The sequence below is a fragment of the uncultured Limosilactobacillus sp. genome, assembly GCF_934202235.1.
Classification (GTDB): domain Bacteria; phylum Bacillota; class Bacilli; order Lactobacillales; family Lactobacillaceae; genus Limosilactobacillus.
Window position 1 is genome coordinate 43,815 of the sequence record NZ_CAKPXS010000002.1, and the last position, 13,140, is coordinate 56,954.

Genomic DNA, 13,140 nt, shown 5'->3' on the forward strand with positions numbered 1-13,140 from the left:
AGCACTCGCTGGCTAAACAGCGGGTGTTTTTTATTGGAAAGGGAGCAAAATCATGGAATGGTTTGACCAGCCTTTTGGTGAATTAACCCGTGACGACTTGTTTAAAATTTTGAAAGTGCGGGCGGCAGTGTTTAATGACGAACAAAAAAGCTTCTGGCCGGACCCTGATGACAATGATCCTCGGGCTCGCCATGTGTGGGCGGTAGTGAATAATCAGCTGGTAGCTTACGCCCGCTATTTTGAAATTGATGGAAAAGCCACCCTCGGTCGCGTGCTGGTTGTGCCCCAGTTCCGTCATCAGCAACTGGCAAAGAAATTGATGGATCACGTGTTGGCGGGGATTAAACAACATTACGGTCACTTGCCGATTGTGATTCACGCCCAGCTCTATGTAAAGGCTTTGTATGAGCAGCATGGTTTTCAAGCAGTGGGGAAGGTATTTCTCGAGGCTCAGCGTCAGCACATTAAAATGGTTCACCAGCCCTTGTTGACCAGTGATAACGCTGAAAAGTAAAGTTTGGACGCAAAGGAATGAAACAACGTTGATGAAGTTGAAGAAGATAATTGCCGTGGTCCTCACAACGTGCCTAATGGCAATGATGATTAATGTGCACCAGGTGGGTGCCGCAATGATTAATAGTCGGGCAGCAATGCTCGTCGATGCCGAGACGGGTCAGGTTCTCTACCAGCAAAACGCCGCTCAGCAGTTGCCGGTGGCGTCAGTTAGCAAACTGCTGACGGCCTGTGTAATTGAAGACGAAATTACCGCCCACCAGCTTCACTGGCAGCAAAAGGTCAAAATTAATAAGGCGGTGGCAGCCGTGTCCAGTGACCCCAACTACTCGGCAATTGGCCTGAAAGCGGGGCAGTCTTACACGGTGCGCGACCTGTTTGACGCGATGATGGTTAAATCTGCAGATGGCGCAGCGCTAGCCTTGTCCACAGCGGCTGGCGACAGTATCAAGCAGTTTAATACCAAAATGGTGAAGAAAGCTCGGCAAATCGGATTAAAGGACGTCAAAGTAGTTAATGCTGTTGGCTTGCGTAACGGTGATTTGAAGCAGCTGCAGCAGCCGAAATTAGGGAAAGATACGGAAAATGCGATGAGTGTTCGTGATGTCGCGGCCTTGACCCTCTACTTGCTGAAGCATTACCCCCAAATTCTGAAGGTAACCAGCCGCGCTCAGCAAAACTTCACAATTGCGCGGGGACAAGTGGTGACAGCCGATAATTCTAACCAGATGTTGCCGGGGAAGCCGTATGCAGTCCCCAATGTGGTCATTGACGGGTTAAAGACGGGAACGTCCGACCAGGCTGGCGCTTGTTTTGTCAGTACCGGGACATACCAGGGACACCGGATGATCACCGTGGTTCTCGGTGCCAACCAGAACGTCCCGGGCGACCGTTTTGTGCAAACCCAACGCCTCTACCAATACCTGCAAACAGGGGTGCGACTGAAGAAGTTAACGCTAAGTTGCCAGCAAACGTACCAAAAAGTGGTCAAGGGGAACAAACGGCACGTCACCGTCAAGGCTGCGCCACTGGTTGTTTGGCAGCCAGTGCATGACTACCAGCCATTAAAACTGCATCTCCACTACCGCACCTCATTGCTTGATCGGCATGGCCAGTTAGTGGCACCAATTACCAAAGGCCAGCGGCTGGGGAAAGTTATTGTTAGCGGGAAAGAAAGCCAAACGGTTGACCACCAGCAACTGACCTTGACCCTGACGAGTCGGCAAACGGTCAAGCGGCTGAATCTTTGGCAACGATTGTTTAATTAGGCGGAGCAAAATAATGACCGCAAGTGTCTTTTTCGAGACGCTTGCGGTCATTTTGGTTAGTTTTAGTTAGTTAAAAAATTGGTGATAAGTGAGACCACTGTCGATCGATGTGGGCCGTCGAACATGTGACCTTCGTCATCAATTAAGTGTAGTTGACTGTCTGGCAGAATGACATTGTACTTCTGCGAAGCTGCCGGGGAAACGACTTGGTCAGCCGTACCATGGATGAGGAGGACGGGGTTAGCAAAGTGCTGGGCTGTCTCGTAAATGGGGAGTAGTTGTGCTGTTCGGAAGTAGTTGCCACCGACTGGCCAGCCACCCACGGTGACTTCGTCGGGAATATGTTGCGGATCATAGGTAGCGCCCTGACAAACACCAGCGAGGGCATCGTCTTTGAGAGTAGCTGCCGGGGCAAGCAACACTACTTTGTCAATGATGTCCCGGTAGTAGGCGGCCAGCATCGACGCCACAACGCCGCCCTGGGAGTGGCCGATCAAATAAAGATGTTGTGGTTTAACCTGCTGGCGGACAAAGTCGATTACCCGCATCCCATCGAGGATTTCACCGGGAACGGTCATATCGACAAAGTGCCCATCACTCTTCCCACAACCAGCAAAGTCAAAGCGCAGGGTTGGTAATCCGGCCTGGTTGAGCGCCTTGGCAATAGTGGGGAGGAGCTGGTGGTCGTCATAGCCGAGGTCGCCTTTGAAACCGTGCATGAGGATCGCAATCGAGTCGTTCACTAAGCTGGTGGTCCCTTCGAGGAGTGCGTGGAGCTTGAGCTGCTCGCGTTCAATCTTTAATTCCATCTTCTCATTCCTCCATGAGCGTTGATCTACCTAATATTATATCCCGACGGTCAGGCTCGGCAAAAATAGTCTTGACGATTTCTCGCAAGCATGCGATGGTAATCACATCGTTAATAGAGGAGGATTTCGTTTTGTTGCATTGGCCGTTATTGTGGAAAGTTATTTACCTGGTTCTCGGCGGAGTGGTTTCCGGAATTCTTTCGTCGGCTGCTTCGTTTGCATCGCTTGCCTCTTATCCGGTCCTACTCAGCGTAGGGATCCCGCCAGTCTTTGCCAATGTCACTAACGACGCGGCGCTGATCTGTAATGTTCCCGGGGTGGTGTTGTCTTCCCTCCGTGAATTGCATGGGCACTGGCGACTGGTGCGGTTCTATTCCCTGTTTACCATGGCGGGGTCGGCAATTGGTTGCTACCTGCTGCTGAACTTCCCCAGTGGCGTCTTCGAGAAGGTCGTGCCATTCTTTATTCTGCTGGCGGGGGTGTTGGTCTACCAGACGAGTAAACGTCAGCCAACTAGGCGGCCACAATCAGTGGCTGGCGGCAAGAAGTTGCTTTACGTTGTCTTATTATTGATTAACGGGATTTACGGTGGTTACTTTGGTGCCGCTGCGGGAATTATTACCCTGGTGATTCTCACTTACCTCACTAATAAAGACTTCGCAGTCGTCAACGCAATTAAAAATGTTGTCGGTGGTGTTGCCAACTTAACCGCGCTGGTCATTTACATGTTTGCGGCCAAGATTTATTGGGATGCTGCCATCCCGATGGCGGTCGGGATGTTTATTGGCGGCTATCTCGGCCCCAAAATTGTCCGCCACGTCCCGCAAAAGGGGATGGAACGGTTTATCGCGTTCTTGGCGGTTGTTCAAGCTGGTTACTTTTTCTGGAAAGCGTACGTGAAATAACAAAAGGCAGCGTCTGATTGGGCGCTGCCTTTCGTCGTTGTTAAGGCATTAACCAAGCTTAACTTCCATCTCGATTCCGCCTTCGAGGGATTCGTGAACGGTGCAGACCTGGAGAATGCGGTCGAAGAGTTTTTGTTTCTCATCAGCTGTTAAATCGCAGTCAAAGCTAACGGTGGTTTCGATCCGACTAACTTTGGAGCGGCCCTTACCTAGACTGACGGTCTCACCAGTAGAGGTCACCTTTAAGTTCCGTAGGTCGAGGTGGCGGTTGTTAGCTACGGCACGGGCGGAAATAGCCAGGCAGCTGTTAAGCGCACCAATCAGGTACTGAACAGGGTTAGGACCAGCGTCGGTTCCCTTGGCAATTACTGGCTCATCGGCCATGAACTGGTGGTCACCAGCGACGTTCATCACCTGGTAACCGGATGGCCGCATGGTGGAATTAATAATGTATTTTGACATGAAATAACCTCCTTTAATCGTTACCCCTATTATAGGTGTTATCGGGTGACCTTGGCTAATAATTAGCTGTTACCTACCGCAGTAAGGGCTAAAAAAGAGTATGATGGAGTAAATGAACCGTTTTCTTGTCAAAGGAGGAACTTTCATGGAATATACAACGTTAAACGACGGTGTCCAGATCCCAATGGTTGGCTTTGGGGTTTATTTGATTCCGGCAAATGAAACAAAAACAGCCGTTAGCACGGCCCTCAAGGACGGCTACCGACTGATTGATACTGCTGAATATTATCACAATGAACGTGAAGTCGGGGAAGCGGTGGCCGAAAGCGGCCTCCCGCGTGACCAGGTCTTCATTACGAGCAAGATGCCCCCGCAGCCGAGCTACGAGGAAGCAATGAAGCGGATTGACGAAACCTGTGCGGCAATTGGTAATGACTACCTTGACCTGATGCTGATTCACTGGCCGGGTAACGCCAATGTGGAAAACTACCGGGCACTGGAAGATGCCCAAAAGGCCGGCAAGGTTAAGTCAATTGGGCTGAGTAGTTTTTATGGTCAGGACTACCAGGAGATCATTGATCAGTGTGACGTGGTGCCGGTTGTGGACCAAAACGAAACACACGTCTTCTGCCAGCAGGTTGCTTTCCAGCCAGTTCTCGAAAGCCACGGAACGAAGCTGGAAGCCTGGTCACCGCTGGCTGCCGGCTCACACCAGGTTTTCCGTCGGCCGTTGCTGAAGACGATCGCCCGGGCTCACCACAAGACGACCGCCCAGGTAATGTTACGTTTCTTATTCCAGCGGAATATTATTACCATCCCGAAGAGTGTCCGGCCACAACGGATTAAGGATAACATCAATATTTTCGACTTTGAACTAACTGCCGATGAGATGAAGTTAATTCGGACACTCGACCGCGGTAAGACCATGCTGGAGTAATTAGCTGCGGGTACCCGGCACGTGGTGGAGTGGCCAGACAACATTGATTAAAAAGAGGACCAGGTTGATAAAGACCAGGCCGGCGGTCCAGAGGAAGACGGCGTTAAACCCGAACTGTCCGGCAACCCAGCCACCCAGGAGTGAGCCGACAATATTGCCAATATACATTGCACTTTGGTTCCAGGAGAAGACACGTCCGGTCACTGCTGCCGGGCTGTTTTTCGTTAACATCGTTTGTACTTGGGGGAACAAGCAGGCGTCACCTAAACCGACAATGAACCGGCAGATGCCCAACTGCCAGCAATTGGTGACAAAGGCCGTCGGGATAAAGACCAGCGTGTTGAGAATAAAACCAAAGATCAGGATGCGCTCGGTACCAATGCGGTCACCGAGGTTGCCCACCCGGCTAGCAATCAGGATGGTGGCAATCCCTGGCAAGGCGGCAATCACGCCACTGACAAAGGTGGTGTGAGAGTTGCCGTGGAGTAATTGCTTGACGAAGAGGGAAATAATCGGGTTAATCGAGTTGTTGGCAGACTGAATGATCAGTGTGGTAATAACCAGGCCAAAAATCATTCGGACTGAAGCGAGCGACTCCAGGACATCTTTGGTGGAACCGACATCCTTGGTGGCGACCGGCCGGAAGTTGCTCTCGTCAACAAAGCGCCAGCAGGCAAAGAAAATCATTAAGAGGATGAAGCCAGTTAAAAAGAAGGTGAAGCGGTAACCACAAAAGGTGGCGATGGTCCCGCCAATAAAGGGGCCAAGCAGGTTGCCGCCAGTAAAACTGGCCATCATCGTCCCTAAGGCGCTACCACTATGTTCTTTGGGGACTTCGGTGGCAATCAGGGCATTGGAGTTGGAAACAAAGCCGGCAAAGGCACCCTGAGCCATCCGTAAACCAAGTAGCTGCCAGACGTTTCTGACTAAGCCGGTGGCGCCAATGACCAAGGCCATCCCTAAGGCAGCCCGGAGGACCATCGGTTTCCGTCCCTTAGCGTCAGCAAGCCGTCCCCACCACGGAGTGACCAGGGTGGATACCAGGTAGGTAGCGGAGAAGACAATGCCTGACCAGTTGGTTAGCTGACGGTGGGTAAAGTTACCGAGTGTCGCCAGGAAGAGCGAAAGGAAGGGCATAATCTCGGAAAAGGCAATGCCGGCAAAAAAAACGGCAACCGATAATACCCGTAGGTTACGTTGCCAAATAGTTTGAGCTGATTGTTCAGTCAAAACAAGGCCTCCTTGAGAACAATATGCCGTTATTATAGTCCTAAATAGGCAGGAAGTAATGAGAGATGTTTGACAGGCGGCCGTTGTTCTGCTAGGGTTAAGCCATCAAAAGGAAGCTGGGGAGCCAATTTGGCTGAGACTAAACCCATGGAACCTGATCTGGTTAACGCCAGCGGAGGGAGTCTTCGACGGGACAAATATGGACCGGTGCGTTCTTTTTGACGCACCGGTCTTTTTCTTTCCAGCTTGAGAAAGGGAGTTTTTTACTGATGCAGACGATTGATAAACGGCGGCGCTGGACGCTGCGCGATGTTATTTTTTTGGCCATCATTGCCATCTTCTTTGGGATTATTTACCAGGTGTGGAGTTACGCTTATTATGCTCTGGCGGCCACCCCGCTTAAGCCCTTTGCCAATGACCTGACGCTAGGAGTTTGGATCATGGCCGGACCGCTAGCGGGAGTTCTTTTGAAGAAACCGGGGGCAGGGTTCCTCGGTGAATTCTTAGCGGCAACGGTCGAAATGCTGTTATTTTCTAGTTGGGGCGCAGCGGACTTGATTACTGGTATTACCGAAGGGGCCGGGGCAGAGCTGGGCTTTGCTACTACTGGTTACCGTAACTGGGGTGCAGTGGGGCTCTTCTTTTCTACCCTCTGGTCGACCATTATTACCTTCGCCTGGGATTGGTTTCAAAGTGGTTATCAGGATTACCGTTTCTCGCTCTTGGTAGTGCTTCTGGTGATTCGCTTTATTTCAATCGGCTTTTTCGCGGGAATTCTGGTTGACTGGATTGCCAAACTAGTGGGACAAACGGGGTTAATGCACAATAAATGATCGACTTAAAACTGCAAGAACTAACATTTGAATATGATGGACGCCAACTCTTTGATAAGCTCAATTTTCAACTGGAGCCGGGAACATTTGGCTTGTTGACTGGGCCATCGGGTTGCGGTAAATCGACCCTCCTGAAATTGTTGGCCGGGCTATTGCCACAGTATGGGGGGACGATTACGAGCGGACAAGCCACTTTAAACGGCCTGCCGGTTGGCGAAATAGTGCCCTTTCAACGGGCTAAAAAGGTGGCAATGCTTTTTCAGCACCCCAGTCGGCAGTTTGCAATGAAGACGGTCCAAGAACAGGTGTCATTTGCCCTGGCTAATCTTCAGCTAGCACCGCCAGTCTTGAAAAAGCGGGTGAGGCAGACACTGGACTGGTTAGGAATTGCTCGCTTCGCCAATCGCCAGGTTCACACCTTGTCGGGTGGCGAACAGCAGCGGGCTGCCCTGGCCTGCGTCCTGGCGATGGATAGTGATGTCATCTTACTAGATGAGCCCTTTGCTAACGTGGACACAGCTGGTCGGCAACAATTGCTAGCCGACCTTCAACGACTGCAAAGCGAACGGGGAAAGACCATCTTGCTAGCAGACCACGATTTAAATGGTTATCGTGGGGTTGCCGATCGTTGGTACCAGCTGTCGACTCAGCATCAGCTCAGTACGAAGTCGGTTGACGAGTTACCAGTGTCCACCCCCGTGGTAGCGGTAAAACACCAGCGGTTGCAGGCCGCTCGGTTGGCTGCTCGTCATTTACGGGTAGCGGTGGGGCAGCGCCTGTTAATTGATGACGGGCAGCTAGCGATTCCACAGGGACAACTTGGCTTGTTATCCGGGGACAACGGTGCCGGTAAGTCGACCCTTTTTGCCACCTTAAGCCGCCAGCATGACTACGGTGGGCAGTTGTTGTTCGACCAGCAGCCAGCCACGCGACTAGCGCTGAAAAAGTGGGCGTTAACCGTCGGGTGGGTCTTCCAAAATAGTGCTGACCAGTTTATTGCCATTAAGGCGGCAGACGAACTCGCTGCGTCGCGGACCCACAGCTGCCGACCACAATATTGGACTTCCCAGCGTTGCACCCAAGCAGTCCGCCGGCTCGGCATTACTGATTGTTTAGACCGGGTCAGTTACCAGTTGTCCGGCGGCCAGCAAAAAAAGTTACAAATTTTAAGTATGGTGGTGATGGCCCAACCGGTGATGTTATTAGATGAGCCGTTTGCCGGGTTGGATTCCCAGTCATTGCGGGCAGTCATGCAACTACTCAAGCAAGTAGCAACTGACTTGCAGGTGGGGATGCTCATTATTTCTCACCAGCGTGAGGGGGTTGTCGACTGGCTGGATTATGAAATTCGGTTAGCCAACCACCACTTAACGTTACTGGAAGGGGATGACTACCATGCATAAGAGCCGCGGGCTTAACCCGACGACGCTAGTGTTGCTGATCATTAGTATCGGTCTTTGCACTAGCTTTATCCGTTCGGTCACCATGAACGTGGCAGTCATCATTTGTTCATTAGCCTACCTCGTGCTACAACGGGCTTCGTTCAGAAAAACTGCACTCATCCTGTTGATTGCTTTACCATTAGCAATGGGTAGCTGGCTTTCGTTTTACTTTTTTGGAACTGGCGACCGCTGGCATGTGGCCTGGATTTACGGTTCCCGGGTTTTTGCCTACCTCACCTTAGCTCTGACCTTGACGTTAACGGCGTCAGCAAAAATGATTCTTTTCAGTCTGCATGAGCACCTGAGGTTGTCTAATACCTTTGTTTACGGTGTCCTTGCCGCCCTCAACATGTTTCACCGCTTAAGAAGTGCTTTTCAGCAGGTCCGTTATTCGGCCATGTTGCGGGGGCGGGCTTATCATTTCTGGCAACCCCGCTTTTATCTACGGTTGATTATTATCGCGCTCAACTGGTCTGGTGACCTGGCGATGGCGATGACTTCGCAGGGCTTTACTGAGGGGGCCGACCGGACAGAACTAACCCGCGAATCCTTGCCATGGTGGCAATTGTTGCTGGTCGTGATGTTGTTGGGAGCTTATCTTGGAGTAGCATTGGGTACCCATCCCTGGTAGTTAGAAAAAAATAGTTGCCTTTTGGCAAAAATTGTGTAGAATATTAGATAACATTAAAAGACGATGAGAAAGACAAACGAGGATGTTGAACCTGCAGTGAAGCGGTGGTAGTGAGAAACCGCGAGGTCACCAGCATCGGACTAACACTTTCTTGCCGCTGATCTGAACTTCAGTAGGGTTGGCCGTGACCGGCACGTTACCACCGGAAAGCATGTTTGTGCTGAAATGAAGTGGCTTGCTTAATCGGCAGGCAACTAGGGTGGTACCGCGAAGTCTTTCGTCCCTTGTTGGGCGGAAGACTTTTTTGTTTGCCGCCCCGTTGCTGAACAAGCCGCAGATGCGGTGGTTTGATTAAAGGAGATCTTATTATGAGTCTGATTTTGCCAACTGATTATGACCCTCAACTATCTGTTCGTGAAACGGAACATGCCATTCGCTTTATCCGGGAGACTTTCCAGGATGAAATCGGCAAGGAACTGAACCTGCAACGGATGTCGGCACCAATGTTTGTCGAAAAGGGAACGGGGCTTAACGACAACTTGAACGGTGTTGAGCGGCCAGTGTCCTTTGATGCCAAGTCACTGCCAGGAGAAACCATTGAAATTGTTCACTCCCTTGCTAAGTGGAAACGGTTTGCCCTGAAGAAGTACGGTTTTAAGATGTACGAGGGGCTTTACACTAACATGAACGCGATTCGTCGTGACGAAGACGTGGACAACTTCCACTCCATCTATGTTGACCAGTGGGACTGGGAAAAAGTCATTGCCAAGGAAGAACGGACGGAAGAAACGCTCCACAAGGTTGTGCGGCAGATCTTTAAGGTCATCAAGCACCTGGAAGATGAGGTGTGGTACAAGTACCCACAAGCGGTTTACCACCTGCCAGATGACATTCACTTTGTGACGACCCAGGAACTAGAAGATGAGTTCCCGGACCTAACGCCAATGGAACGGGAAGAAAAGGCTTGTCGAAAGTGGGGCTGTATCTTTGTTGAAAAGATCGGTGGTCCGCTGAAGTTAAGCGGCAAGCCACACGACGGGCGGGCACCTGACTACGATGACTGGTCACTTAACGGTGACATCGTCTTCTGGTATGAGCCACTGCAGACCCGCCTCGAGATTTCCAGCATGGGGATCCGGGTGGATGAAGATGCTATGCGGCGCCAACTTAAGGCAGCCGGGTGTGAAGACCGGGCCAAGCTGCCGTTCCATCGTGAATTATTAGCCGGCAAGTTGCCATATACGATTGGTGGCGGGATTGGTCAATCACGGCTGTGCATGCTGTTATTGGGGAAGGCCCACGTTGGCGAAGTTCAAGCAAGTGTTTGGCCGGCAGAGATGGTTAAGCAATGTGAAGCTCACCACATTCACTTGCTGTAAAGCGGTCGAGAATGAATCATTTCTCATCATTTGCTCATTTTTCATTGACCAAAGTGCCAGAATACTAGTATAATTATATGTATTGATTTTCAATTGAGTACGACTTAGCGGCCTAGCGGCAACCCGCCATTGAGCGGGAAGTAGCTCACCCCGCTATTAGTTTGGAGGATTTATTTTGGCTAATAAACAGAAGAATTTGGATACAGCATTCTTCGGTCAGCCCCGTGGATTATCGACGCTGTTCTTCACCGAAATGTGGGAACGGTTCAGTTACTACGGGATGCGTGCCATTCTGCTGTTCTACATGTACTACGCCGTTACCAAGGGTGGTTTGGGGATGGACCAGGCTACCGCTGCTTCGGTCATGTCTATTTACGGATCGATGGTCTTCTTATCAGGGGTTGTCGGTGGTTGGCTTTCCGACCGTGTGTGGGGGAGTCGTAAGACAGTCTTTTACGGTGGTGTCTTGATTATGTTTGGGCACATTGCCCTGTCACTGCCGTTTGGGATTCCGGCGCTTTATATCTCAATTGCCCTCATCGTCTGCGGGACCGGTTTATTGAAGCCAAACGTTTCGTCAATGGTCGGGGACCTCTATAGTGAGGAAGACCCGCGCCGGGACTCCGGGTTCAGTATGTTCGTCTTTGGTGTTAACCTGGGGGCCGCAGTTGCTCCGTGGGCTGTGCCGTGGGCTGCCAACGGTTTTGGGGTTCACATGTTTGGTTCGACGATGAACTTCCACGCTGGTTTCTCGCTGGCCGCTATCGGAATGTTCTTCGGTCTGCTCCAGTACACGATTGATGGTCGTCATTACCTGAGTAAAAACAGTCTGTATCCACAAGACCCGATTGATAAGGAATCGCTTCACCGGATTACGGTCTGGACGATTGTGGGGGTAGTTGCCGTGGCAATTATCCTGGCCTTAATGGCTGTGATGGGTCAACTGAACGTCAACAGCGTGATCATGATTATCACGATTGTTGCCATTGCGTTACCGATTATCTACTTTGTCATGATGCTTAATTCTAAGAAGGTCACGAAGGTCGAACACCACCGGGTCCTGGCTTACATTCCGCTGTTTCTTGCAGCCGCTATCTTCTGGGGAATTGAAGAATCTGGTTCTGTTGTGCTGGCCCTCTTTGCCCAGGACCGGACAATCTTGCACATTGGTAGCTGGCACTTTGCCGCTGCGAACTTCCAGACTTTGAACCCGTTGTTCATCATGATCTTAACGCCAATCTTTGTTTGGCTGTGGGATCACTGGAAAAACCAGCCGACGTCGCCAACCAAGTTTGCTTACGGGTTGGTCTTTGCCGGGATTTCATACGCCTGGATGGCTTTGCCGGGTATTATTCACGGAACCACTAGTGGCCGGGTTAGCCCATTCTGGCTGGTTGGTTCATGGTTCCTGTGTGAAATTGGTGAAATGTTGATCTCACCAATTGGGTTGTCAGTTACTACTAAGCTGGCACCAAAGGCCTTTAAGTCACAAATGCTGAGTATGTGGTTCCTAGCCGATGCCGCTGGGCAAGCGGTCAACGCCCAAATCGTCCGCCTGTACACACCACACACTGAAATTCAATATTTCTTAGCGATCGGTGCCGTTTCGGTTGTCTTCGGGATTCTTCTTCTCTTCTTGTCGAAGCACATCAGTGCCCAGATGGAAGGGGTCAACTAGGACCGTCTAGAGCTAAGAGCCTTAATAAGGAGTCGGGGGACCGGCTCCTTTTTCTGTCTCAAAAGAAAAATAAAAAAATTGAGAAAAAGTGTTGCATTCGTAAAATAAATTAGTTAAAATAACATTCGTTGGTTGTCAGATGACACCTTTTGGAGGGGTAGCGAAGTCTGGCTAAACGCGGCGGACTGTAAATCCGCTCCTTCGGGTTCGGTGGTTCGAATCCACTCCCCTCCATTCTATTATTGGGCTATAGCCAAGTGGTAAGGCAACGGTTTTTGGTACCGTCATGCGCTGGTTCGAACCCAGCTAGCCCAACTGACTAAGCAGCTGTCGTTGACAGCTGCTTTTTTATTGCGGCCATGAGTGGATAAGGGGGAAGGACCATGCCGAAACAGGGACGGTTCGCTGCAGCTAAGCGGGTCAAGCAACTGAATAACTTTCGCCAAAAACACCAGCACCATGAGTCACGGGTCATCGATAACGACCAACTCGTTGACTTCCTGCTCGTGCGTTTTGCCCTGACGACCAAGAAACGGTTGCCAGCGGACGGTCGCGAAAGTTTGCAACGTTTTTTGCAGGAAATGGTTCCCCGATTGGCGACTAATGGCGGGAACGTTGGCCAAACGATCGAGGACCTCTTACCGCTTTTGCGCACGCGGGTTCCCTGGCAGTTTTTCTGGCAGGTTAGTGACCAGTGGGCCCTTTTCCAGCATTTTCTCCAGCGGGAAGTCCCAGCGGTTCCCCTCGAGGAGCGTTTACTAATTGTCAACCCACTAACACCGCGGGAGTTTAACGTGCGGCTGGCGGCTTCTTTGGCTGGGCAACTGGTCTCCCTAACGACTTTACGGACTAAGTTGCCAGCGAAAATGAAACAGGCAATGGTTATTAAGATGAGAGCAGCTATTTTTGACGGGACCACCTTTGACTGGGAAAAAGTGCGAACTTTATGGCGACCGTTTCCCTTTGATATTGATTCAGCACCAGACGAAAAAACTCGGCAATGGCTACTAGCATTGTTGGCTGAATAAGAGTATATTAAGAAAAGCAGTAAGA

General features: G+C 50.9%; 13 protein-coding genes, 2 tRNA genes and 1 riboswitch. Of the genes, 12 read left to right on the forward strand and 3 right to left on the reverse strand.

Features of this window, described 5'->3' with window-relative positions:
• The first annotated feature begins 52 nt into the window (after positions 1–52).
• On the forward strand, positions 53–514 hold the full coding sequence (locus Q0E49_RS00880) for a GNAT family N-acetyltransferase (protein WP_295745593.1): 462 nt from the start codon (positions 53–55) through the stop codon (positions 512–514).
• Positions 515–590: 76 nt separating this feature from the next.
• Complete coding sequence (locus Q0E49_RS00885) at positions 591–1,781, forward strand: serine hydrolase (protein ID WP_295745595.1); 1,191 nt, start codon at positions 591–593, stop codon at positions 1,779–1,781.
• A gap of 62 nt (positions 1,782–1,843) precedes the next feature.
• On the opposite strand, the gene Q0E49_RS00890 is transcribed toward Q0E49_RS00885, so the two are convergent.
• A complete protein-coding gene (locus Q0E49_RS00890; protein ID WP_295745598.1) occupies positions 1,844–2,590 on the reverse strand; it encodes an alpha/beta fold hydrolase in 747 nt (248 codons plus the stop codon).
• Positions 2,591–2,685: 95 nt separating this feature from the next.
• Here Q0E49_RS00890 and Q0E49_RS00895 point away from each other — a divergent pair, with 95 nt between their 5' ends.
• Entirely contained in the window at positions 2,686–3,495 is an 810-nt protein-coding gene (locus tag Q0E49_RS00895) for a sulfite exporter TauE/SafE family protein (protein ID WP_295745655.1), read from the forward strand.
• A 48-nt stretch (positions 3,496–3,543) separates the two neighbouring features.
• Here Q0E49_RS00895 and Q0E49_RS00900 read toward each other — a convergent pair whose 3' ends face one another.
• Complete coding sequence (locus Q0E49_RS00900; RefSeq protein ID WP_295745601.1) at positions 3,544–3,957, reverse strand: OsmC family protein; 414 nt, start codon at positions 3,955–3,957, stop codon at positions 3,544–3,546.
• A gap of 145 nt (positions 3,958–4,102) precedes the next feature.
• Between Q0E49_RS00900 and Q0E49_RS00905 the strand changes: the two genes are divergently transcribed.
• Positions 4,103–4,894, forward strand: coding sequence for an aldo/keto reductase (locus tag Q0E49_RS00905; RefSeq protein ID WP_295745603.1), 792 nt, complete (start codon positions 4,103–4,105; stop codon positions 4,892–4,894).
• Here the strand turns inward: Q0E49_RS00905 and Q0E49_RS00910 are convergent, their stop codons facing one another.
• Positions 4,895–6,124 carry an MFS transporter gene (locus Q0E49_RS00910; protein ID WP_295745607.1) on the reverse strand — a complete coding sequence of 410 codons (1,230 nt, stop codon included), beginning with the start codon at positions 6,122–6,124 and terminating at the stop codon, positions 4,895–4,897.
• A gap of 107 nt (positions 6,125–6,231) precedes the next feature.
• Positions 6,232–6,323: riboswitch (TPP riboswitch) on the forward strand.
• A 70-nt stretch (positions 6,324–6,393) separates the two neighbouring features.
• Here Q0E49_RS00910 and Q0E49_RS00915 point away from each other — a divergent pair.
• The 8 genes from Q0E49_RS00915 to Q0E49_RS00950 all read left to right on the forward strand — a co-directional run bounded on the left by Q0E49_RS00915 (position 6,394) and on the right by Q0E49_RS00950 (position 13,115).
• Positions 6,394–6,957 (forward strand): ECF transporter S component, encoded by a 564-nt coding sequence (locus tag Q0E49_RS00915; protein ID WP_295745608.1) that lies wholly within the window; start codon positions 6,394–6,396, stop codon positions 6,955–6,957.
• Positions 6,954–8,360, forward strand: coding sequence for an ABC transporter ATP-binding protein (locus tag Q0E49_RS00920; RefSeq protein ID WP_295745610.1), 1,407 nt, complete (start codon positions 6,954–6,956; stop codon positions 8,358–8,360). Before Q0E49_RS00915 ends, Q0E49_RS00920 begins: the two co-directional genes overlap by 4 nt.
• On the forward strand, positions 8,353–9,030 hold the full coding sequence (locus Q0E49_RS00925; RefSeq protein ID WP_295745611.1) for an energy-coupling factor transporter transmembrane component T: 678 nt from the start codon (positions 8,353–8,355) through the stop codon (positions 9,028–9,030). The genes Q0E49_RS00920 and Q0E49_RS00925 overlap by 8 nt, the downstream gene beginning before the upstream one ends.
• A gap of 368 nt (positions 9,031–9,398) precedes the next feature.
• Entirely contained in the window at positions 9,399–10,409 is a 1,011-nt protein-coding gene (gene asnA, locus Q0E49_RS00930) for an aspartate--ammonia ligase (RefSeq protein ID WP_295745613.1), read from the forward strand.
• 175 nt (positions 10,410–10,584) lie between these two features.
• The gene (locus Q0E49_RS00935) at positions 10,585–12,087 is read left to right on the forward strand and encodes a peptide MFS transporter (RefSeq protein WP_295745615.1); all 1,503 of its coding nucleotides are present in this window, start codon (positions 10,585–10,587) and stop codon (positions 12,085–12,087) included.
• A gap of 151 nt (positions 12,088–12,238) precedes the next feature.
• Positions 12,239–12,321: transfer RNA gene (locus tag Q0E49_RS00940), tRNA-Tyr, on the forward strand.
• A 9-nt stretch (positions 12,322–12,330) separates the two neighbouring features.
• Positions 12,331–12,402 (forward strand) — tRNA-Gln (locus Q0E49_RS00945).
• A 68-nt stretch (positions 12,403–12,470) separates the two neighbouring features.
• Positions 12,471–13,115, forward strand: coding sequence for a hypothetical protein (locus Q0E49_RS00950; RefSeq protein WP_295745616.1), 645 nt, complete (start codon positions 12,471–12,473; stop codon positions 13,113–13,115).
• Positions 13,116–13,140: the final 25 nt, after the last annotated feature.

What these genes read in the sequence shown, in the direction of transcription:
- Q0E49_RS00880 (WP_295745593.1), top strand. Translation starts at nt 53, where the DNA reads ATGGAATGGTTTGACCAGCCTTTTGGTGAATTAACCCGTGACGACTTG.
- Q0E49_RS00885 (WP_295745595.1), top strand. Translation starts at nt 591, where the DNA reads ATGGCAATGATGATTAATGTGCACCAGGTGGGTGCCGCAATGATTAAT.
- Q0E49_RS00890 (WP_295745598.1), bottom strand. Translation starts at nt 2,590, where the DNA reads ATGGAATTAAAGATTGAACGCGAGCAGCTCAAGCTCCACGCACTCCTC.
- Q0E49_RS00895 (WP_295745655.1), top strand. Translation starts at nt 2,686, where the DNA reads ATGGTAATCACATCGTTAATAGAGGAGGATTTCGTTTTGTTGCATTGG.
- Q0E49_RS00900 (WP_295745601.1), bottom strand. Translation starts at nt 3,957, where the DNA reads ATGTCAAAATACATTATTAATTCCACCATGCGGCCATCCGGTTACCAG.
- Q0E49_RS00905 (WP_295745603.1), top strand. Translation starts at nt 4,103, where the DNA reads ATGGAATATACAACGTTAAACGACGGTGTCCAGATCCCAATGGTTGGC.
- Q0E49_RS00915 (WP_295745608.1), top strand. Translation starts at nt 6,394, where the DNA reads ATGCAGACGATTGATAAACGGCGGCGCTGGACGCTGCGCGATGTTATT.
- Q0E49_RS00920 (WP_295745610.1), top strand. Translation starts at nt 6,954, where the DNA reads ATGATCGACTTAAAACTGCAAGAACTAACATTTGAATATGATGGACGC.
- Q0E49_RS00925 (WP_295745611.1), top strand. Translation starts at nt 8,353, where the DNA reads ATGCATAAGAGCCGCGGGCTTAACCCGACGACGCTAGTGTTGCTGATC.
- asnA (WP_295745613.1), top strand. Translation starts at nt 9,399, where the DNA reads ATGAGTCTGATTTTGCCAACTGATTATGACCCTCAACTATCTGTTCGT.
- Q0E49_RS00950 (WP_295745616.1), top strand. Translation starts at nt 12,471, where the DNA reads ATGCCGAAACAGGGACGGTTCGCTGCAGCTAAGCGGGTCAAGCAACTG.